The organism is Caulobacter sp. DWR3-1-2 (assembly GCF_049896225.1).
In the GTDB taxonomy this organism is placed as follows: domain Bacteria; phylum Pseudomonadota; class Alphaproteobacteria; order Caulobacterales; family Caulobacteraceae; genus Caulobacter.
In genome coordinates this window covers 104,002-124,583 of sequence record NZ_JAFCTW010000001.1, presented here as the reverse complement: position 1 = coordinate 124,583, position 20,582 = coordinate 104,002, and the positions used below count along the sequence as shown (strand labels likewise).

Annotated in this window: 14 protein-coding genes and 1 pseudogene; 7 read left to right on the top strand and 8 right to left on the bottom strand. The window is 66.2% G+C overall.

The window, feature by feature from the left end; all coding sequences use genetic code 11:
- Nucleotides 1–12 precede the first annotated feature (12 nt).
- The 3 genes from ACP696_RS00685 to ACP696_RS00675 are packed head-to-tail and all read right to left on the bottom strand — an operon-like array spanning nucleotide 13 to nucleotide 2,258.
- A complete protein-coding gene (locus tag ACP696_RS00685) occupies nucleotides 13–1,923 on the bottom strand; it encodes an NPCBM/NEW2 domain-containing protein (RefSeq protein ID WP_426011710.1) in 1,911 nt (636 codons plus the stop codon).
- A gap of 30 nt (nucleotides 1,924–1,953) precedes the next feature.
- The gene (locus ACP696_RS00680; protein WP_426011711.1) at nucleotides 1,954–2,082 is read right to left on the bottom strand and encodes a hypothetical protein; all 129 of its coding nucleotides are present in this window, start codon (nucleotides 2,080–2,082) and stop codon (nucleotides 1,954–1,956) included.
- Nucleotides 2,083–2,111: 29 nt separating this feature from the next.
- The gene (locus ACP696_RS00675) at nucleotides 2,112–2,258 is read right to left on the bottom strand and encodes a hypothetical protein (protein ID WP_426011712.1); all 147 of its coding nucleotides are present in this window, start codon (nucleotides 2,256–2,258) and stop codon (nucleotides 2,112–2,114) included.
- A gap of 371 nt (nucleotides 2,259–2,629) precedes the next feature.
- On the opposite strand from ACP696_RS00675, the gene ACP696_RS00670 reads away from it, so the two are divergent.
- The 7 genes and pseudogenes from ACP696_RS00670 to ACP696_RS00640 all read left to right on the top strand — a co-directional run bounded on the left by ACP696_RS00670 (nucleotide 2,630) and on the right by ACP696_RS00640 (nucleotide 11,696).
- On the top strand, nucleotides 2,630–5,215 hold the full coding sequence (locus ACP696_RS00670) for a glycoside hydrolase family 3 C-terminal domain-containing protein (protein ID WP_426011713.1): 2,586 nt from the start codon (nucleotides 2,630–2,632) through the stop codon (nucleotides 5,213–5,215).
- A 77-nt stretch (nucleotides 5,216–5,292) separates the two neighbouring features.
- On the top strand, nucleotides 5,293–7,227 hold the full coding sequence (locus ACP696_RS00665; RefSeq protein WP_426011714.1) for a sialate O-acetylesterase: 1,935 nt from the start codon (nucleotides 5,293–5,295) through the stop codon (nucleotides 7,225–7,227).
- A 57-nt stretch (nucleotides 7,228–7,284) separates the two neighbouring features.
- A complete protein-coding gene (locus tag ACP696_RS00660) occupies nucleotides 7,285–8,250 on the top strand; it encodes an alpha/beta hydrolase (protein WP_426011715.1) in 966 nt (321 codons plus the stop codon).
- Between the two features lie 132 nt (nucleotides 8,251–8,382).
- Nucleotides 8,383–10,059 carry a carboxylesterase/lipase family protein gene (locus tag ACP696_RS00655; protein ID WP_426011716.1) on the top strand — a complete coding sequence of 559 codons (1,677 nt, stop codon included), beginning with the start codon at nucleotides 8,383–8,385 and terminating at the stop codon, nucleotides 10,057–10,059.
- A 153-nt stretch (nucleotides 10,060–10,212) separates the two neighbouring features.
- A complete protein-coding gene (locus ACP696_RS00650; RefSeq protein WP_426011717.1) occupies nucleotides 10,213–10,566 on the top strand; it encodes a tryptophan 7-halogenase in 354 nt (117 codons plus the stop codon).
- Nucleotides 10,560–11,266 (top strand): annotated as a pseudogene (locus tag ACP696_RS00645) (cupin-like domain-containing protein); the annotation flags it as partial. The gene ACP696_RS00650 and the pseudogene ACP696_RS00645, both read left to right, overlap by 7 nt.
- A 64-nt stretch (nucleotides 11,267–11,330) precedes the next feature.
- Entirely contained in the window at nucleotides 11,331–11,696 is a 366-nt protein-coding gene (locus ACP696_RS00640) for a cupin-like domain-containing protein (RefSeq protein ID WP_426011840.1), read from the top strand.
- A 224-nt stretch (nucleotides 11,697–11,920) separates the two neighbouring features.
- On the opposite strand, the gene ACP696_RS00635 is transcribed toward ACP696_RS00640, so the two are convergent.
- The 5 genes from ACP696_RS00635 to ACP696_RS00615 all read right to left on the bottom strand — a co-directional run bounded on the left by ACP696_RS00635 (nucleotide 11,921) and on the right by ACP696_RS00615 (nucleotide 20,399).
- Nucleotides 11,921–13,552 (bottom strand): glycoside hydrolase family 43 protein, encoded by a 1,632-nt coding sequence (locus ACP696_RS00635; protein ID WP_426011718.1) that lies wholly within the window; start codon nucleotides 13,550–13,552, stop codon nucleotides 11,921–11,923.
- An 8-nt stretch (nucleotides 13,553–13,560) separates the two neighbouring features.
- Nucleotides 13,561–14,844: an MFS transporter gene (locus ACP696_RS00630; RefSeq protein WP_426011719.1), complete on the bottom strand. Its 1,284-nt coding sequence runs from the start codon at nucleotides 14,842–14,844 to the stop codon at nucleotides 13,561–13,563.
- Nucleotides 14,845–14,923: 79 nt separating this feature from the next.
- Nucleotides 14,924–16,219: an MFS transporter gene (locus ACP696_RS00625; protein WP_426011720.1), complete on the bottom strand. Its 1,296-nt coding sequence runs from the start codon at nucleotides 16,217–16,219 to the stop codon at nucleotides 14,924–14,926.
- On the bottom strand, nucleotides 16,212–17,291 hold the full coding sequence (locus ACP696_RS00620; protein WP_426011721.1) for a LacI family DNA-binding transcriptional regulator: 1,080 nt from the start codon (nucleotides 17,289–17,291) through the stop codon (nucleotides 16,212–16,214). The genes ACP696_RS00625 and ACP696_RS00620 overlap by 8 nt, the downstream gene beginning before the upstream one ends.
- A 99-nt stretch (nucleotides 17,292–17,390) precedes the next feature.
- Nucleotides 17,391–20,399, bottom strand: coding sequence for a TonB-dependent receptor plug domain-containing protein (locus ACP696_RS00615; RefSeq protein WP_426011722.1), 3,009 nt, complete (start codon nucleotides 20,397–20,399; stop codon nucleotides 17,391–17,393).
- Nucleotides 20,400–20,582 lie beyond the last annotated feature (183 nt).

Below are 20,582 nucleotides of genomic sequence, written 5' to 3'. Positions count from 1 at the left end.
GGCCTTTCCTGCTCAGCGCGCATCGGAGCCGGTCAAGGCCGCGTCGCCCCAGGTCACCGGATCGGGGAAGCGCGCGGCCTGGGGCGTGCGCGCCACCAGCTCGATCAGCTTGACCCCACCGACATCGGCGCTAAGCGGCGTGGCTGCGGCTCCAAAGCGTAACGGGGCCGAGCGCGCCAGGAGCTTGCCGTCGCCATAGACCTCGAACGTGACGGGCTGGCTGCGATCGCGCGCCGAATCGTCCAGCCCGACAGTTGCGTTGAAGCGCTTGAAGCCGGGGTTGCGGACCTCCAGCCGCGAATTGCCCAGCACGCCGATCCCGGCGACGAACTTTCGGCCAGCGACGGCCAGTTCCTGGCCATAGGGCGTGCTGTCAGCCTGGGCTCCGCCCCAGCCGCCATAGCGCGGCGGCTCCCCGGTCCCTCGGGTGCCGCGCCACGGGAGAAGCCCGCGATGGATCAAGGGCTCGGCCTCGGGAATGACGACGCCATCCACGGCCGGATTCACCAGCCCAGGGCTTTCGGAAAGATAGACGCCGTCGGCGAGGATCCGCGCACCATGGGCGGTGAAAACTCGCGTCTCGCGCGGCTGCAGCTGGAATTTTCGCTCGCCACGAAAGGCGAGCGCCTCGCCGGACCAGAGATCGGTGAGATCGACATCGGCGTCGGCCAGGAACTTCAGGTGAGCTGCGGTCAGCGTCGCCTCGATGGGCGCGGAAGTCCGGTTGAGGATCGCCACGGCCTTGTCGCCGCTGACCAATGTCTTGACGAAGATGCTGACGTCGTCGGAGTCGAAGGCCAGCACGGCCTGGTTGCCGGCGACATCTTGGTTGATGGCGATAAGCCGGGGCGCGCCAAGGATGTCGAGCAAAGCCTTGGACGCCTTGCGCAGATCATAGCCGATGATCAGCGGCGCATTGACCATCGCCCACAGCGCGAAGTGCGACCGCGCTTCGGTGAGATGGTTCTCGTCGAAGTCGCCGCTCCCGACATAGAGCATATCCGGATCGTTCCACGATCCTGGATGAGCGTAGAGCGGGCGCCGCGCCACGCTGTCAATGTTGTGCAGCATGCGGCTCCAATTGGGCGAAATGTCCTCGCTGGTGCGCGACATCGCCCCGACGTCCTTGGCCCAGGCGCGGACGTCGGCCGCGCCCCAGATGCAGATCGAATAGACAAAGTCGCCATCCGGGTTGTGACGATCCAGCGCCGCGCCGACCTCGCCATAGAGGGCGCGCACCGCCCCGACATTGGTTCTGCCCAGCGAGTCCGCATCGACTAGCGGCTCCAGGGCGCGGTAGAGGCCGGCCTTCACCTGCGGATGGCTGGCGGGCAGGCCGCGAATGCCACAGCCATCGACCTTGATCAGGTCAAAGCCCCATTCTTCGAAGTACAGTGCGATATCCTGATCGACGTGACCGTAGAGCCCGACCTCCCGCTCGGCCACCGTCCCCTCGGGTTGGTTGGGAAAGGTCGAGGTGAAGACCTGACCGCAGCTGTTGCGGCCGATATCGGAATAGATACCCGCCTTCAGCCCCATGGCGTGCAGACGGTTCGTCAGGGGGCGAAAGGTGGTGTCGCCGTTCAGCGTCGCCGCCGAAGGAAAGCGGTCGGCGCGGATCAGCATCCGGCCATCGGCGGCCCGGCGCTTGAGCCACCAGCCGTCGTCAATATCGACATAGCGATAGCCCTTGGCCACCAGACCCGCATCGACGAGGATCTGAGCCGAGCCCATGATCTTTTCCTCGTCGATGTCGCTGGTAAAGGCGTTCCAGCTGTTCCAACCCATTGGCGGGGTGCGCGCCGCGCCACGCTGATAGGCGCTCCAGCGTCCGGAGGCGGCGAGCGGATCGGCGGCGGCGGTCGCGGCGTGCGTGGCGAACAGCGCGATCAGGGCCGCAGCGACGAGACGAACAAACATCATGACCAATCCTGGAAACGGGTTTGGGCTGGCTTAACGGCCCTTGAACACCAGATTTTTGCTGAAGAACGGCAGAACGTGCTCCTGGAACCGCACTGCCACGTCGCTGGTATGGTCGCCAGGATAGATCTCGAAGCTGTTGGCGATGCCGTAGCGGTCCATCGCCGCGTGAAGCTTGGCCGCGTCCAGCTTCAGGCCGTCGCGGTCGGTGGCGCACTAGTCGCCATCTGAGCGTCGGCCATCCCTGGCAGGGCCAGCAGCAGGGCCATGATCATCGGACGCAGGGCGCGGGTCGGACCTCGGTGACGGCGCGGGTCACGCGTCTCGCTAACCCTCATTCAAACCTCCCACATCGCGCGATGTCGCTCTTGCACATCCCAGCTTGTTAGCGTTACCATTTGTCCGGCAAATAAAGGCCTGTCAATCGCTCGACGCTACGGTCTGCTCCGTACGCCGCCCATGGGCGTCGAGCGGTGACTGACCGGCAGCGTACTGCTCGTGAGACAGCCATAACAAACGGCGTGTCGCCTCAAGGCGATCTAGCCGGATAAGTGATATTAGGGCGGCCTAGATGCGAAACAGAGTGCCGGAGGCCACGCGCCGACGATGGACCATGGCCGCTGCCGGGACGTTCGTCGCATCGGTCTTGGTCGTTGCGTCTAGCGCTGACGCAGGCCCCGTCGAGCAGACCCTCTCCCCGACCTCCGCCGTGAGCACCCAGGCTGATCGCGCGGCGACCGCGTTGGTCAGCGAGATGACGCGCGATGAAAAGCTCGAACAACTGCTCAACACCGCGCCGGCCATCCCGCGGCTGGAAATTCCGGCCTACAACTGGTGGACCGAGTCGCTGCACGGGGCCTTGGGGCCCCTGCCCACCACCAACTTTCCCGAACCCATCGGCTTGGCGGCGACCTTTGATCCCGCCATGATCCAGGATGTCGCCAGCGCGATTGGAACCGAGGTTCAAGGCCTGCACGCCCTGGCGCGCGAGACCGGCCGCATGGGGCGCATCGGCACGGGCCTGGACACATGGTCGCCCAACATCAACATCTTCCGCGATCCGCGCTGGGGCCGGGGCCAGGAGACCTATGGCGAGGATCCGTTCCTGACGGCGCGGATGGGCGTGGCGTTCGTAGAGGGTATTCAGGGTCCGGACCCTGAGCGCCCACGTGTTATCGCCACGCCCAAGCACTTCGCGGTTCATAGCGGCCCGGAGTCGACCCGACACAGCGCCAATGTCTTCGTCTCCCGCCACGATCTCGAAGATACCTACCTGCCCGCTTTCCGCGCCGCGATCGTCGAGGCGCGCGCCGGGTCGGTGATGTGCGCTTACAACCGGATCGACGGGCAGCCGGCCTGCGCGAGCGATCTTCTGCTCAAGGAGCATCTGCGCGGAGCCTGGGGCTTTAGCGGTTATGTCGTGTCCGACTGCGACGCGGTCAAGGACATCAGCGACCATCACAAATACGCGCCCGACGCGGCCACCGCCGTCGCCGCGGCCATGCGAGCCGGCGTCGATAACGAGTGCAACGGCGCGACCTTGACCGACACGGACGGTCTGGCGGGCCGGTATCGCGAGGCTTTGGATCGTGGCCTGATCACCGTGGCCGACATCGACAGGTCGCTGGTGCGTCTGTTCTCGGCTCGGTTCCGGATTGGCGATCTCCCGGCCGCCCCGGCCAGCGCTTCGCGTACATCCGCGAGCACGACCGTCTTGACGTCCGAACACGAGGCGCTGGCCTTGGCGGCGAGCGAGAAGAGCCTCGTCCTGCTGAAGAACGACGGTGTCCTTCCGCTCAAGCCTGGCCTGCGCATCGCGGTGATCGGCCCCTTGGGCGACGCCACGCGGGTGCTGCGCGGCAACTATTCCTCGTCCTTATCAGCCCCGCCGATTTCGGTCGTCGAGGGTTTGCGACGCGCCATGCCTTCGGCGCAGGTCAGCTACGCGCCGTTCGGGGCCTCGTTCACCGACGGCGACCGCGTTCCGGCCACGGCCTTGCGTACGCCCGACGGCAAGCCGGGCCTGTTGGCGCGCTATTTCAACACCGTCGAGCCGCCACCCATGCGCTTCGCGCCGGGCGCATTCGGCGAGGCCGTCGCAAAGATGCGCTATGCCGAGCAGCCCGTGGTCACGCGCGTGGAGGCGGACGTCGCGGCGCGCAGCCTGGATCTGGCGACGGTGTCGGACCACCACCGCGTAATCTGGACGGGCTATTTGGTCCCGCCCGAGAGTGGGACCTACCGCCTCGGCCTGAGCGGTTTCAACGGAGAAATGACTCTAGACGGCAAGCCGTTCGCCGATCTTCGCAAGGCCGGTTGGGGCAGCTTGCCGACGATGAAGACCCTGAGCCTGGAAAAGGGCCGTCGCTATCCGATCGAGGTGGTTTCCGAATCCCACGTCCTGTCCGGTGTCAGTCTGGTGTGGAAGCGTATCTCCACCAATCCATCCGCCGAACTCGACGCCGCCGCGGCCAAGGCCGACGTGCTGGTGGCGGTCGTGGGGCTGACCTCCGATCTGGAGGCCGAGGAATCGCCGGTCGAAATCCCCGGCTTCAAGGGCGGCGACAAGACGACGCTCGACCTGCCCGCCGACCAGCAGGCCTTGTTGGAGCAGGCCAAGACCCTAGGCAAGCCGCTGATCGTCGTGGCCCTGAACGGCAGCCCTCTGAACTTCGCCTGGGCCAAGGACAACGCCTCGGCTCTGTTGGAGGCCTGGTACCCTGGCCAGTCCGGCGGTTTGGCGATCGCCAATGTCCTGTCCGGCAAGATCAATCCGGCCGGGCGCCTGCCGCTGACCTTCTATCGTTCGGTCAGCGATCTGCCATCCTTCGATGACTATGCGATGGCTGGGCGAACCTACCGCTATTTCGCCGGCGCGCCCGTGTATCCGTTCGGCTACGGGCTCAGCTACACGGCGTTCGCCTATAGTCCTCTCAAACTGGAGCCGGCGGCCGGGGGCGCGGGCCAGGGCCTGCGGGTGACGACAACCCTTCGAAACACGGGGGGCCACCCCGGCGACGAGGTGGCGCAACTCTATCTGAGTTTCCCCCAGACGCCCGGCACGCCTCGCCTGGCCCTGCGAGGCTTCCAACGCGTGGCGCTCAAGCCGGGCGAGACTCGCGAACTCATCTTCACGCTCTCGCCACGTGACCTCAGCTCGGTCGATCTCGACGGCAGGAGGCGGGTCGCTGTGGGACGCTACCGCATCAGCGTCGGCTCGGGACAGCCCGACACCGGCCTCCCGGGCGAGTCGGCCGACGTTTCGGTCGATGAAGCCGTTGCGGTGCCAAAATAGCCTCCCGTCAACGCCTTGGCCGCCGAGTTGTGGCGCGGCCTGAAGCCAACCCAACTGCCCCAACCGAGACCGACTGGATGACGATGCGGATTTTCCTGAGCAGCCTGATTATTGGCCTGAGCCTATCGACAGCGAGCCTGGCCGCGCCGAGGTTGGATGGGGCGATCGGCGAGCACGCCGTGCTGCAGCGCGACCAGCCGCTCGTTGTGACGGGCCAGGCGCGCGCGGGCGAAACCGTCAGCGTTGTCCTGGCCGGCCGATCGGCCCGCGCCACAGCCGATAGCCAAGGGCGGTTTCGCTTGATCCTGCCGCCCCTGCCCGCTGGTGGCCCGTATCAGATGCTGGTCTCCGCGCAGAGCGGCCAGTTGTTCGTCGATGACCTGATGATCGGCGACGTCTTTCTCTGTTCGGGCCAAAGCAATATGGAACTCGCGGCAGAGCAGGCCCAGAACAGTTTTCAGATCGCGGGGGCGGCCGACGCCGATTTGCGGCTTCTGACCGTAGCCAAGCAGACGGCCACGGCGCCGCGGGCCCGCTTCGAGACGCCGCCGGTCTGGACGGCGGCGACGCCGCAGTCGATCGCCAGGTTCTCCGCCGTCTGCTTCTACACCGGCCAGGCTCTACGCAAGACCGTCAAGGCCCCGATCGGATTGATCCACGCCAGTTGGGGCGGATCGCGCATTTCAGCCTGGATGGCGCCCGAAGGGCTTGCCGCCGCCGGCATGAAGCCCGAAGCCCAGACGCTGGCCCTCTACAACCGCGACGCGGCCGCCGGCGACGCCCAGGCCGGCGCGGCGTGGGAAAGCTGGTGGCGAACCCAGGCGCGGGTTCAATCCACCGATGAGCCCTGGCGTGCGGACGGCCGCCTGGACTGGCGCGCGGCGCCCGGCGTCGGCTATTTCACCCGCTGGGGCGTGGTGGCGCTGTCCGACTATGTCGGCATGGTCTGGTTCAAGAAGGAGATTGACCTGACCGCCGCCCAGGCCCGTCAAGGCGCTGTCCTGGCTTTGGGCGCGATCGACGACGCGGATCGGACTTGGGTCAACGGCGCTCCGATCGGGGGCGGCAGCATCGCCAGCGCGCAGCGCCGCTACCGGGTGGCCCCAGGCGTGTTGGTCGAAGGCCGCAATGTCATCACTGTCAATGTCGACAACGTCTATGCCGAAGGCGGCATGACGGGTCCCGCCAGTGAGATGCGCCTGCGCTTCGACGATGGCTCCATACTCCCGTTGGACGCCGGGTGGCGATACGCGCTGGGCGGCCGGCCCAAGTCCAACGCGCCCCGCGCGCCCTGGGACGACATCAACGGCGCGGGCACGCTCTACAACGCCATGATTGCACCCCTGGGCGAGACCGCGCTCCGCGGCGTGGCCTGGTACCAGGGCGAGTCCGACACCGACCTGCCAGGCTATGATCGCCGGCTCGCGGCGATGATGGCCGATTGGCGAGCGCAGTTCGGCGCGCCCGACCTGCCCTTCGCGATCATCCAGCTGTCGGCCTATGGGGCGACCGCTTCGGCCCCCACCGAAAGCGGCTGGGCGCATTTGCGCGATATCCAGCGTCGCGTCGCCGAAACCGATAGGCGCGCTGCGGTCGTGGTGACCCTCGATCTGGGCGATCGCCTCGACATCCATCCGGGAGAAAAGCAAGAGGTGGGCCGACGGACCGCCCGAGCCCTGCGCGCCCTGGCCTATCAGGAGGCTGTCTCGCCGTCGGGTCCTCGGATTCGCTCGGCGCTCCGCGACGCCGGCGGCGGGGCGACGCTCTCCTTCGCGGACGTCTCGGACAGCCTGACCATGCTCGGCGCCGATGCCGCCATCGGTTTTGAGCTGTGTGCAGCGACTGGCTCCTGTCGCTACGCCAACGCCAAGGCTTCCGGCGATCAGGTCGTGATCATCGGCGACGGCAAGCCCGTGACGCGCGTCCGCTACGCCTGGGCCGACAGCCCGACCGTCAACCTCTTCGACCGCGCCGGCCAACCGGTTGGACCCTTTGAAATCACCGTGCCCTAAGCGCCTCAGGCGCGGCCGAGCCCAGCACGACAACACGCCATGACAGGGAGAAACAGCATGCAATCCATCCGCTCAACAGCATCCGGACGCCCGTCCCAACCCTTGCGCGCGCGCCTGGCCGCGATCGGCGTGGCGCTCGCCTGCAGTCTTGCCACCGGCGCTCAGGCGCAGGACGACCGGATGACGCCCACCGCCATCCCCGCCCAGCCGAAAGCCATCGTTTTGGACACCGGCCCCCTGCCTGGAGCGACCGCGCCGGAGGCCTGGCACAGCCAGTACAAAAGCCTCTTCGCCCGCAACGTCACGGTCGCCACCCTCACCCCGTTCCTCCCCGATCCCACCAAGGCGACCGGCGCGGCCGTGATCGTCGCGCCCGGCGGCGGCTTTCGCACGCTGTCGATGGAGAACGAGGGCTGGGATGTCGCGCGCGCACTCGCCGACAAGGGCGTGGCGGCCTTCGTGCTGAAATACCGGCTCAACCCAACGCCCGCGGACATGCCCGGGTTCGAGCGCTCCATGAGCGAGATGTTTTCGGCGACCGCGAAGGGGCCGCGACCGAGCCCCGAGGCGGCGATGGCGGGCCTGGCCCCGCAGATCGCCGATTCCCGCTCGGCCTTCGCACTGGTCCGTGGCCGCGCGGCCGAGTGGCGGATCGATCCCGACCGGGTCGGCATGATCGGCTTTTCGGCCGGCGCCATGCTGACCTTGGCGACCACCTTGGCGGGCGATGACGCCAAGCCGGCCTTCATCGGGATCATCTACGGCCCGCTGTCTCCAGTCGCGGTTCCGGCCGATGCGCCGCCGATGTTCGTCGCCTTGGCCGCCGACGATCCGTTCTTCGCCAACAGCGGTTTTGGCCTGATCGACAGTTGGAAGGCGGCCAAGCGGCCGGTCGAATTCCACCTTTATGAGCAGGGCGGGCACGGCTTTGGCATGTACCCGAAAACCACGACCAGCACCGGCTGGTTCGACGCCTATGTCCGCTGGATCGGCATGCATGGGCTGCTGGATCGCAAGCGCTGACGGCACACGCCTGAACAAGACTGCGGACGGGGCCGTTTCCAGTCAGACCCGGGCCGCCGCTCAATGGTCGGCAGGGTGCGGCGAAGGCCGAAGATTCTGTCGATCTCAGCCTCTGAAACGGAGCCTTCCGCCATGACACATAATTTGTTCAGGCCTAGCCTCGACCGTCGACGCCTTCTCATCGCCAGCGCCGGCATGGTCGCGGCGCCCTACCTTCTGGGCGCCGCGACCATGCCCGAGGCGGTGATCATCGAGACGGCGGAGGGCCGGTTGCGAGGCTCACGGTCCGACGGAGTCGACGTGTTCCGCGGCGTGCCCTACGGCGCCAGTGTTTCTGGCGCGGCGCGTTTCCTGCCCGCCACCGCCGCCAAGCCCTGGGCCGGCGTGCACGATGCGACCCGGCTTGGCCCGCCCTCCTTGCAACACCCCGATACCGTCTATGGACTGAACGAGCCTGCGCCCGACGAAAACTGCCTGGTGCTCAATATCTGGAAACCCGCCGGCGGCGGGCGGCGCCGTCCCGTGATGTTCTACAGCCACGGCGGCGGCTACACGACCGGTTCGGCTGGCAGCGCGGCGCAGGACGGCGGCCAACTGGCGCGCGACCACGACGTCATCGTCGTCGCGACCAATCACCGTCTGGGCCTGTTGGGCTATCTCTATCTCGGTGGATTGGGCGGAGAGCCCTATGCCGGCTCGGGCAATCAGGGCCTGTCAGACATCGTCCTGGCGCTGAAATGGGTCGCCCGCAACATCACCGCCTTCGGCGGCGATCCGGACAATGTCATGATCTTTGGCGAGTCCGGAGGCGGGGCCAAGACCGCATGCCTCTACGCCATGCCTTCGGTCGCGCCGCTGTTCGCCAAGGCCGCGATCCAGAGTGGTCCAGCGGTGCGGATCGGCACGACCGAGGCCGCCGACCAGACCACCCGCATGCTGCTGGACGAACTGGGCTTGGCCTCGACCGATTGGCGGCGCCTGCTCGAGGTTCCTGCCCCTCGGCTGCTGCAAGCTCAGGACGCTTTGGCCAAGCGTGCGACTCGAACGAACCCTGAAGGTTGGCGGGGCATCCAGGCGGTAGGCCCCGGCTGCTACGGCCCCCTGGTGGACGGAGCCCTCCTCCCGCACCATCCTTTTGATCCAAGCGCCCCGGTTAGCGCGCGCGACAAGCCGCTGATCGTCGGTTGGCTCGACAACGAGGCGGCGTTTTTCGCCTGGAAAGGCAATGACACCGCGGCCTTCTCTCTCGACGCGGCCGGGCTCAAATCGCGGATGACCGCAGGCTTCGGTGAACGGGCCGACCAGATCATCGACACCTACCGCGCCAGCCGCCCCGGCGCGTCAGACACCGACCTTTATCTGGCCATCGGAAGCGAACGCAACATGGGCGCGGGCTCGATCGTCACGGCCGAACGCAAGGCCGCTCAGGGCGGAGCGCCGGTTTATTATTACAACCTGGCCTATCGTTCGAACATCAAGGCGCCGGGCACCGACTATGAACTCGGCGCGATGCACGCCAGTGACATACCGCTGGTGTTCAACACGGTCGGCCCGCCCGACACCCTGGCTGGGAGCCGTCCCGACCGCGTCCAAGCTGCCCGCAACACCAGCGCCTTTTGGGCGTCGTTCGCGCGCGACGGCCGGCCATCGGCCCCAGATCAGCCAGCTTGGCCGCCCTACGAGCTGCAGCGTCGCGAAACCATGGTGATTGACGCGACCTGTAGCGTCGTCGCCGATCGATACGGAGCTGAACGGCGCCTATGGGATGCGATTGAACGCCTCGATGGCCGAAAACCACCCTTAGCGTGACCTTACGGGCGACCGCAGCGTCTCAAAAAATACTCCTACAAATAGACTTTGGCGGTTCGCAACTCTTGACCGCATCGAATTTTCAATCTTACCGCTACCTCTGCGGAACGCCGGTAGGCGAAAAGATGTCGGTAAGCCGCTGCAAATCGGACGGTGCACGGCCAGGTGAACCTGGCGCCGCATTGGCTGGCCGATAGCCGTGGCCGGACGTTCGACCAGGCGGTCTGCCCTCAAGGCGCGCTCTGCGACGAGGGCCTGGCGCCCAAGACTATCACCACGCCCGAATACCAGGGCATGGCCAACTACGCCTACCACCTGGACGCCGGCAAATTCGCGCCGTTCCTGCAGAAGCACTGCACGGAAAAGCTTGGCGTGCGTCATGTGTTGGCCGATGTCGAACGGGTTAATCTGAGCGAAACGGGCGACATCGCCAGCATCACGACTTCGCAGGCGGGCGACGTCGTTGGGGCCGGATCATCGACTTCCTCAAGCTGCACTATGTGCTGACGAAGCGGACCGACAGCGCGTTCTGGCGCGACAATGTCGATCCGGCGAGCATCCCTGAGCGTCTGCAGAAATTGCTGCGCCTCTGGAAGTACCAGTCGCCGGGATTTCTCGACGAGTTTGACCGGCTGGACGAGGTGTTTCCTGCCTCGAGCTACCAGTACATCCTTTATGGCATGGGTTTCCGCACCGAGGTCGAACCCTTCAACACTGTCGCGGCGCAGGCGCTGGCGTCTCGGTTCCTGGGCGAGGCGGAGGTTCTTACCCAGCGTATCGAGCCCTGTCGCCCGGTGGTGCTGCGCGGCCTCGTCGCCGACTGGCCGGTCGTTGAGGCCGGCGCGCGATCGCCGGCGGCTTTCCGCGACCATGTTTCCAGATTCGACACCGGCGCCCCGATGGAGGCCTTTGTCGGGGCGCCTCAGATCGCTGGAAAGTATTACTACAGCGACGACTTGGCGGGCTTCAATTTCGAGCATCGGCGCATGAGCCTGTCCCAGGCTTCTCAAGCCAGAACCCCATGCCGTTGCTGGGCCGGACAACCGGCCAGCGGATTTGGCTGGGCCATGCCTCCAACGTCTCCTCCCACTACGACACCTTGGACAATCTGGCCTGCGTGGTGGCCGGGGCAAGGCGTTTCACCCTCTATCCGCCGGAGTTGATCGGCGAGCTCTATGTCGGTCCCATCGACAACACCATGGCCGGCCAGCCAGTCAGTCTGGCCGCTTCGTCGCCGCCGGACAACGCGCGGTTCCGCCGGTTCGCCGGGGGTGCGCGACCAGGCGCTGATCACGGAGTTGCACGCCGGCGACGCGCTCTATCTGCCCAAACTGTGGTGGCATCAGGTCGAGGCGACGGCGCCGTTCAACGGCTCGGTAAACTACTGGTGGGACGCCTTCGCCGCGGGGCCGGACTCGCCTTACACCAGCCTCCTCCTGTCGATGATCGCCGTGAGCGAAAGACCGCTGGAAGAACGTCGAGCATTGAAGGCGCTCTTCGAGCACTACGTCTTCCGCGAAAACGGTCATCCCGTCAGCCACTTGCCGCCAGAGCGCCGGGGTCTTATCGGTCCGCTCGCGCCCGCCAACTACGGCCGAATTCGCGCGAGAGTGGTGCAGCTTCTCCGCGGCAACTAAGCGGGATCAGGTGGCTTGCGAAGCAACGCTAGAGCATTTTTCGAGCGAAGTGGTGCCGATTCGCGTGAAGAAAAATGCGTCAAAACAAAAGATTAGAGCTCACGGCCTGACGCAGTCAGGTCGGGAAATGCCCTAGACAGATGGCCGGCGCCGCCTTGCGTCGCCGGCCATGACGTCAATGAGCACCAAGAAGCGGCCTCGTCAGGTTTCCCTTTGCGGCTCGCCTAGGTCCGATAAGCCCGCTCAACATATTCGAAGCTGTCGAAATCGGCTGACCGCGCCGTGCCCGCAAGATCTTGACAGGCCATGCCGACGAAGGCGCCGGTGAAGTTGGGCGCGCCCGGGGCGGTGGCTTCGTCCGACAGGGTCGAGGCGTCGAACACCTCCTGCAGCCAGGTCCATGCCTCGCCGTCCAGGCTGAAGGCGAAGCGCAGGTGCTCGAAATCGACCTCGACCCGCAGGTGGACAAGGCTCGCCTCGGGCAGTGGAATAGGCATGGTGAAGGCGTCGGCTTGGGGGCTGTCGGGCAGAGCCGACATCACCTGGATGTGGCGCCCGTGCTCGTCGTCGCGTGACACGTAAAGATAATGGAACTTGTTGGCGCCGTAATAGCAGATCAGCCCCGCCGCCTGCTGGAAATGCTCGGGAACGAAGTCCAACACCGTCTGGGCGGAGTAACAGTGGGCCTGCTGGCGGCGGGCGACCAAGGCCTGGCGATACTGGCTGCCGATCGTCTCGCGACCGAACAGGCGTAGCCAACCGGCGCGCGCGGTCAGGCTGAACAGCTCATCTGGGAACGGCGAACGCAGCCACTGGAAGTCGATCGGCAATGTCGGAGCGTCGAAGACCGTCCGGGTGGGGTCCAGCGGGAACGGCGCGGGCGGCAGGCCCGGTCCGGGCGGAGCTAGTTCGGGTTCGCTCGACCCGTCGCGCGTGCGCAGCCAGCCGTCGGCGCCCCAGACCATCGGCTGGATTGCAGTCTCTCGTCCGAGCGTGCAGCGCCCACGATTGGGCAAGGGGCGGCCGCAGAGGTAAACCATCCAGGTCTGACCATCGGACGCCTCGACCAGGTCGGCGTGCCCTGCCCTCTGCAGCGCCGCGTGCGGCCGATCCCGAGCGGTCAGGACTGGTCCGTCGGGATGCAGCGCATAGGGCCCTTGAAGCGCGCGTGACCGAGCCATGGTCACCGCGTGACCAAAGCCCGTGCCCCCCTCGGCCGTGACCAGATGATACCATCCGCCCCGTTTGTAGAGATGCGGCGCCTCGGTCAGGCCTAGCGCCGTGCCGGGAAAGATTAGCTTGCGCGCGCCGACGAGCACCTGCGCCGTCGGGTCATATTCCTGGGCCACGATGCCCGCGAAGTGGTTGCGGTTCGGCCGATGGTCCCACAGCATGTTGAGCAGCCACTTTCGGCCATCGTCGTCATGAAACAGCGACGGGTCGAAGCCGCTGCTGTTTAGGAACACCGGGTCGGACCACGGCCCTTCGATGTTGTCGGCGGTGACAAGATAGTTGTGGAAATCGCGTAGGCTGGCGCCCGAGGCTCCCGACACCGTGGTGCGGCCATAGCGCTTGACGTCGGTATAGATCAGCCAGAACCGACCATCGGCATGGGTCAGGCACGGCGCCCAGACCCCGCAGCTGTCGGGCGCGCCCAGCATGTTCAGCTGGCTTGGCCGGGTCAGAGGTCGGGTCAGCAGCCGCCAGTTCACGAGGTCTCGCGAATGATGGATCTGAACGCCGGGGAACCACTCGAAGGTCGAGGTGGCGATGTAGTAGTCCTCGCCCACCCGCACGATCGAGGGGTCGGGATTGAAACCCCGAAGGATTGGGTTCGAGATCGCGGCTTGCGGCATGGGACGCTCTATAGGGCGGAAACGGTAACGGGCTTGGAGGTTGGCGACGCGCCCGGGTCGCGAACCAGGATCCACAGCAGCGTCGCGCCTGCCAGGTCCAGAACGCCCAGGGCGACGAAGAACGGATCATAGCCGACCGTGGCGACCAGGCTTCCAATCAGCAATGAGAAGATCAGCACCCCCAGATTGGCGAAGAACCCGGCCATGCCGGCGACGGTCGCCACCGCGTTGCGGCGGAACAGGTCCGACGACAGGGTGATCACCGTCACCGACAGGGTCTGATGCGCAAAGCCGCCCAGGCACAGCAGGGCGATGGCGACATAGGGGCTTTCAACTCGCCCGACGAACATCATGCTGGTCATCAGCAACGCGCCCAGCGTGAAGGCCCCACGCCGGGCGTTGATCAGGCTGACCCCGCGCCTCTGCAGGAACAGCACCGCCATGGGGCCAAACAGGCAGCCCAGGTCGGCCGCCACGAAGGGCAGCCAGGCGAACAGGGCGATCTGCTTCAACTCGAAATGCCGGACCGTGACCAGGTACAGCGGGATCCAGAACGACAGGGTGCCCCAGGTCGGGTCGGCCAGGAACCTCGGCAGGGCGATGCCCCAGAAATTGCGCTGGCCAAGGAGACTGAGCATCGAGGGCCGCGTCCCGGTGTCCTCAAGATGGCTCTCCTGGCCGGCGGTGATCAAATCGTGCTCGGCGTCGGACAGCGCCTTGTGCTTGTCAGGCGCCTGATAGGTGAAGAGCCAAAGCACCACCCAGGCCAACCCCAGGCCGCCGGCCACCACGAAGGCCGCGCGCCAGTCCCAGACCAGGATCGACCAGGCCACCAAGGGCGGCGCCAGCACCGAGCCCATCGAGGCGCCGATGTTGTAGACCCCGCCGGCCAAGCCGCGCTCCCGAGCCGGAAACCAGGTCGAGACCGCCTTCATGCCCGCCGGATGCGCGCAGCCCTCGGCGACGCCCAACGCCCCGCGGAGTCCCAAAAGCGCCTGCCAACTGCCGGCCAGGCCATGGGCCATGGTGATGACCGACCAGGCAGTGGCGAACAGCGCGAAGCCGAGCTTCAGGCCGATGGAGTCGAGCACATAGCCGCAGAGAGGCTGCAGCATGACGCCCAGTTGGAAGGCGCCCGTGATCCAGGAATATTCCTTTGGGCCGATCTGCAGCTCGGCCAGCACCGAGGGCGCGGCCACGCCGAGGGTGCTGCGCGCGAGATAGTTGATCACCGCCCCCAGCATCACGAGCCCAATCATCCACCAGCGAAGGTTTCGGATCTTTCGGCTCATGGCGTGGGTCCACGTCGTGTCGATCGATCGACCGGCCTTCGCGCCTCGCGACCGGACGACGGACTAAGCGTTAGGCGGGTCACGCGGCCCTCGCCCGCGCCTTGTCCAGCCGCGCCATGGCGTAGAAGACCAGCACGCTGGTCACCACCAGCACGGCGGCAAGGGCCAGCATCGGCGCGAGGATGCTGCCCGTCGCATCTCGCACCATCGGCACGAGGTTCTGGGCGATGAAGCCGCCAAGATTACCGATCGCATTGATCGCCGCGATACCGGCCGCCGCCCGCGGCCCGCTGAGAAAGCTTGGCGGCAGGCTCCAGAACACCGGTTGGGCCGCGAAGATCGCCGGCGCGGCGAGGCATAGCATCGCGAACTTCAGCGTCGCGCCGGGCACGATCACGCTCAGGACCAAGGCCAATGCGCCCAGCAGGCAGGGTCCGGCGATGTGCCAGGCGCTGGCGCCATGTCGGGCGGCGTGGCGCGGCACCAGCCAGAGGGCCACGGCGACCAGCAGCCAGGGGACGACATTGATCAACCCATTGACGCTGTTGGAAACGCCGAACGACTTGACGATGGTCGGCAGCCAGTAGCTCAGGCCATAGGCCCCCAGCGGCATGCCGATATAGAGTCCTGCCAGCATTAGAACGCGAGGGTCGAAGATTGCCTTCCAGGCGCCGCGATGGTCGTCAACCGCCCCGCCCCGCTCGGCGTCCAGCACCTTGGCCAGCCAGACCCTCTCGCCTTCCGGCAGCCAACGGGCCTGGGTCGGACCATCGGGCAGGCGCCACAGCACATAGGGCGCCAGCAGCACGGCCGGAACGCCGGTGACCAGGAACACCCACTGCCAGCCCGCCAATCCCAAGGTCCCGTCCAGGTCCAGCAAAAGGCCGCCCAGGACCGCCCCGACCGCGTTGGCTACGGCGCTGGCGATCATGAACAAACCCACCATCCGGGCGCGATGAGCCTGCGGATACCAAAGGGTCAGGACGTAGAGCACACCTGGGAAGAACCCTGCCTCGGTGACTCCGAGCAGGAACCGCAGGACATAAAACATCGTCGCGTTTTGGGTGAACCCGAGGGCCAGGGTGACCAGGCCCCAGGTAAACATGATCCGCGCGAACCAGACGCGGGCGCCTATCCGGGCGAGGATCAGGTTCGACGGCGCCTCGAACAGGAAGTAGCCAATGAAAAACAGCGACGCGCCAAAGCCGTAGACCGCCTCGGTGAGGCCCAGTGCGTGGACCATGTCGAGCTTGGCGTAGGATACGTTCTGCCGGTCGATATAGGCGATCAGGTACATCAGGCAAAACAGCGGCATCAGCCGCTTGGTCACCCGCCCCACGGTGGCGCGCTCGATGTCGAGAGCCGGATCAGGCATGCGATGACCTCTCATGGGTTTTCGCGCCCGCGACCTGGGTGCGTTGTGGCGGAGCTGTGGACTGACGCTCGATCAGCGTGTGGTCCAGAACGTAATCCGCAGAGGCTTCGGCCGAAGGCTCGGCCGATCGCAAGGCGCGCATCAGCCGCTCTAGGGCCACCGCCGCCATCTGCCGCACGGGCTGGCGCACTGTGGTGAGCGGCGGCCAGAGCGTGGTGGCCACGGTCGTGTCATCGAACCCGACCACGGTCAGGTCGCGTGGCACGTCGAGATGGCGGCGGTGGGCCACCGACACGGCCGCAGCGGCCATGTCGTCGTTGCTGGCGAAGATCGCGGTGGGCGGTGGGTTGTTGTCCAGCAGCTCCTCCGCGGCGCGCAGACCCGAAACGTAGGTGAACGCCCCTTGGGCGAGGAGGAGTTCGCCCCCCTCGACTGCGGCGATCGCCGCGCGAGCGCCTTCGAGGCGCTCGGCGCTGGCGGTCTGGTCAGGGTTTCCGGTGATGAAGCCGATCCTCCGATGGCCAAGATCCAGCAGAAGCTGGGCCATGGCCTGGCTGGCGCGGCGGTCGTCGATTCGGACGCTGATCGCGTCGCTCGGCGGGCGTCCCGCGGCGACCACCGCGACCGGGAGATGGGCGGCGCGGAGGATATCGCGCAAGACGGCGGATTCTCCTAGGGGCGGCGTCAGGACCACGCCGTGGAGGCCTGACCCCAGCAGTCTTTGCAACTCGTGGGTCGACAAGGCTTGGCCGCTTTCACCTCGCACCAGGATCAGCCGCGCTCCGGCGTTGGTGGCCTCCTCGAACACGCCGATCAGGAAGTCGCTCATAAACGCGGCGCTGGGATTGGCATAGATCACCCCGATCCGCAGTTCGCCGGCCATGACGAGATTGCGGGCGGCGAGGTTCGGTTCGTAGTTGAGTTCCTGGAGCGCGGCCAGGACCGCCAGGCGCGTCTCTTCACGCACGCTGGTGACGTCATTGATGACTCGCGACACGGTCATGCGCGAGACGCCGGCCAGTCGCGCCACATCGACGATGGTGGCGCCTCGGGCGCGGTCTGGCCTGTTCAATGGACAACCTTCACGTCTGCCAACACTGCGATCCTTGATCCGGCGTACTTGCCGCGACCCGGTTTTTGAACCGAACCGCGGCAAGGCGCCAGGCGTGGGCTAGAAGCTGTAGCGCAGGCCCACGTGATAGAACCGCCCCAGCAGGTCATAGAGCGCCGGATTGGCGTCGAGACCCGTGTTGGTCTGAGGGGAAGGCGTCGGATCCCGGTTCAGGAGATTGGCGACCTTGAAATAGGCCTGCAGATCCTTCGTCACCTTGTAGGAGCCGCTCACGTCGACATAGGTGGCGCCCTTCATCTGGTTGTAGTCGATGGTCGGATAGTTGTTGTTCACCGCCACGGTTCTACCCACCGGACAGCTGCCGGCGGCGCACTCGATGTACTGGCCGCCGATGACGCCGTCGCTGAACCAGCGCTCCTGCAGGCTGAGCATGAACCGGTCCGAGCTCCAACTCTGGACGGCGAGCACCTTCCAGTCTGGCGTGGCCCCGGAGTTTTGGCCCGCGGTATTGACGACGGAGCCGTTGGGGATGCCTTGATTGGTGACGAACTTGTGGGTGTTGGTCGCCAGGGCGCGTAGGTCGAAACGGCCCGGCACGCTTGGCAGTTCGAACCGGTAGCTGGCCTCGATGTCGAAGCCGCTGGTCTTGATCGAGGCCAGGTTGAACGTCTGTGAGTTAACGTAGGCAGTCGTCCCGGCCGGCGGGGCGAAGTTGAAGCTGCTGCAATACTGCGTCACACCCGCATAGCAGAAATTGACCACCTGCTGAGCGCTCAGGCTGGAAATGCCGCCGTTCAGCACGATGTTGTACCAGTCAACCGAGACGCTGAAGCCCGGCAGCCATTGGGGGTTCGACAGCACCACACCGAGGCTGGTGTTCTTGGCGATCTCGGGCTTCAAGTTTGCATTGCCGACCACGTTCTGGAGAACCAGCAGCGCGCCGGGGCCCGAGGGCTGGCCTGGTGGCGGCGTCGTCGACGTGGGAATGGTGAAGTTGGGTATCGTGGTGGTGACCGGGGCCGCGAAGAGCTCCGAAAGGTTGGGCGCGCGCACGTCACGCGAGGTGACGGCCCGCAGGCGGACGCCGTCGACGGGGGTGTCCCAGGTTCCGCCTACCTTCCAGGTATAGACAGTGCCCGAGGTGCTGTAGTCGGTCCAGCGGCCGGCAGCGTTCAGGTTGGCCTTGCCCGCTGCGTCCGAGTTCACCAGAGGAAGGTTTACTTCCAGATAGGCTTCCTTGACGCTGTATTTGCCGGCGCCAGAGTGATAGTTCCCCGCGTACCAGTTGTTGCCCGCCTTATTGAGCAACGGATCCGCCGGATATTCAGTGCTATAGGGCGAGGCCGCCGAGCCGTCGCCATATGGGTCGCCCTGGACGTGGTAGGCCTCGCGGCGATATTCGCCGCCCAAGGCCACAGCCACCGGTCCCGCCCAGCCTTGAATGGGCTCACCGCTGAAGTTGATGCTGGCGACGTCCTGCTTCTGGACCGAATGCTGGTGCGGGCCGTTCTCGGGCTCGATGTACTTGAGCGCCGCGTCGCTGGGCCGCTGGCCGCCGAAGACGTTGATCGGCGCGCAGCCATTGGCGCGGGCGACGGGGTCGGAACACACGATCTGGCCGTTGACCAGGGTGGCCTGGATGGCCGCCCTGTAGCGCGGGGTCAACATGATGTTGTTGACGTGGATGTTGGTGGTGTTCTCGCCGTGCGTGTAATAGGCGTCGTAGTGCCAATCCGAACCGAAGGCGGCGAACTTGCCGTCGGCGCCGATCACGCCGCGATATTGCGTCCGCGTGGGATGAACCGCGATATTATTGGGCAGCAGGGCGTTGCTGGTGCCGAAGGTGAAGCTGGTGATGTTGTTGGCCGCGCAGGCGGCCACGACCGAAGCCGGCAGATAGGGGTTGGAGCACTGCATCGTAAGGCCGGTGGTGGCCCCGCCCGGATTGGGCTGATTGCTGCTCTCGACGCGGGCGATGTTCAGCGTTCCGTAGATCTCGTTATTGTCGTCGATGTCGTAGGCGACGCGGCCATAGCTGTTCATCCGCTTGATTTCGGACTGCAGCGACGTGCCGATGCCGACATTGCCCGACAGGTCACCGCCGACGCAGAAGCCGCCGGACGAATAGCAGCCGACGACCGCGCCGTTCGCGGCCTTGGACGGCACGCCGTTGGAGCCGTACTGGAACTGGAACGGGTTGCCGGCCTGGTCGAAGGCGGTGCCCTGCAACGGCCCGGCGCTGATCAGGCCATACTTGGTGTACTGATAGGCTTGGGCGTGCTCGCGATAGAGGTACTGTGGCGAGCCGTCATTGGTGACCCCGCGATTGACCAGGGTCGCGGTGGTGTACCAGTCGCGACTGCCCGGCGCGTCTTCACCGAAGCCGCCGGCCGGCACGCCGTCCTCGTCGTCATATTCGCCGCTGACCTGGACGTGCAGGCGATCGTTCAGGAACGCCTTGCCCGCCGCCAGTTGCAGCACGACCTGCTTGTCGTCGCCATAGGTGGTCTGCCCGGCCGAGACATTGGCCTTGAAGCCTTCGAAGTGCTTGTCGGTGATGAAGTTGACCACCCCGCCGACCGCGTCGGAGCCGTATGAGGCCGAGGCGCCGCCGGTCACCACATCGACGCGCTGAACCAGCAGTTGCGGGAAGAGGCTGATGTCGGGCACGCCCGTGATGTTAGCCGGCACCACGCGCTGGCCGTCCAGCAGGGTCAGGGTCCGGATGGTGCCCAGGCCGCGCAGCGAGAACGAGCTCAGGCCCTGCGCGCCGCTCGATGTGCTGAACGTGCCCGTGGTCGCGCCGGTCGAGCCCTGCAGGGAGGGCAGTTGAGCGATGGTCGTGAAGACGTTCGGTTCGGCATTGCGCTCGAGGTCCGCTTGGCCCAGCGCCTGGGTCGGCGTCGGGGCGGTGAAGCCGGTGGATCGAATCCGCGAGCCGGTGACGACAATCTCGGTCAAGGCCGTGGCCTCTGGTTCGGGCGATGCGGGGCCAGCTGACGCCTGCGCGCTGGCCGTTCCAGCCGATACGACCATCGCGATCGCGCTCGTCGCGAGCAACACGTTCAGGAAGGGTGACGCCCCTCGTTTCCGACCTAAAGCACTCATCCCTGCAGCCTCCCGTTTTTCGTTGAGTCCATCTGCGATGGCCTAGGCAGGAAGCTGTCAGACAAGCGGGGCGCTCACCATTACGACCATGGTCGTAGGTCGGCCGATCCGGCGCGCCAGCCGCCAGCCTCGAGGGCGCGCCAAAGGCCTGCCCCCGGACTCCAGGCGGCCGCAAACCCTGGA